This window comes from Streptomyces fildesensis, from assembly GCF_016107395.1.
Lineage (GTDB): Bacteria > Actinomycetota > Actinomycetes > Streptomycetales > Streptomycetaceae > Actinacidiphila > Actinacidiphila fildesensis.
Genome location: NZ_JAAIKO010000259.1, coordinates 1 through 294 on the forward strand (window position 1 = coordinate 1; position 294 = coordinate 294).

Annotated in this window: 1 protein-coding gene; it reads left to right on the top strand. The window is 38.8% G+C overall.

From position 1 onward, the window contains the following. Positions 1-111: 111 nt before the first annotated feature. On the top strand, positions 112-294 hold a 183-nt coding region (locus C6N31_RS44930; RefSeq protein WP_232486371.1), incomplete at its 3' end, for a hypothetical protein.

Below are 294 nucleotides of genomic sequence, written 5' to 3' on the forward strand. Positions count from 1 at the left end.
GTGACTGAGAGTGAGCATGGAAAGCAGGAAGTTTTCTACTATCGCAAGTCTGTTTGGAAGATGCTGAAAAATAGAGCCTTTGATTGCCTTGTTGATCAGCATTTGAGGCCGTTGGATGAGACCGATGTGAGGAGAGTTATAAGAAATAGATCATTTGGGTTCTCAAAGGCTAGGTTTTTACCAAAAGAAAATGGATTGAGATTGTTGGCCAACCTTAAGGCCTCATCAAGAATCTCTTCTGAAGCATGTGAAAAACAGATTAATTCTACAAAGGCAGTAAAATTTCTATATTTC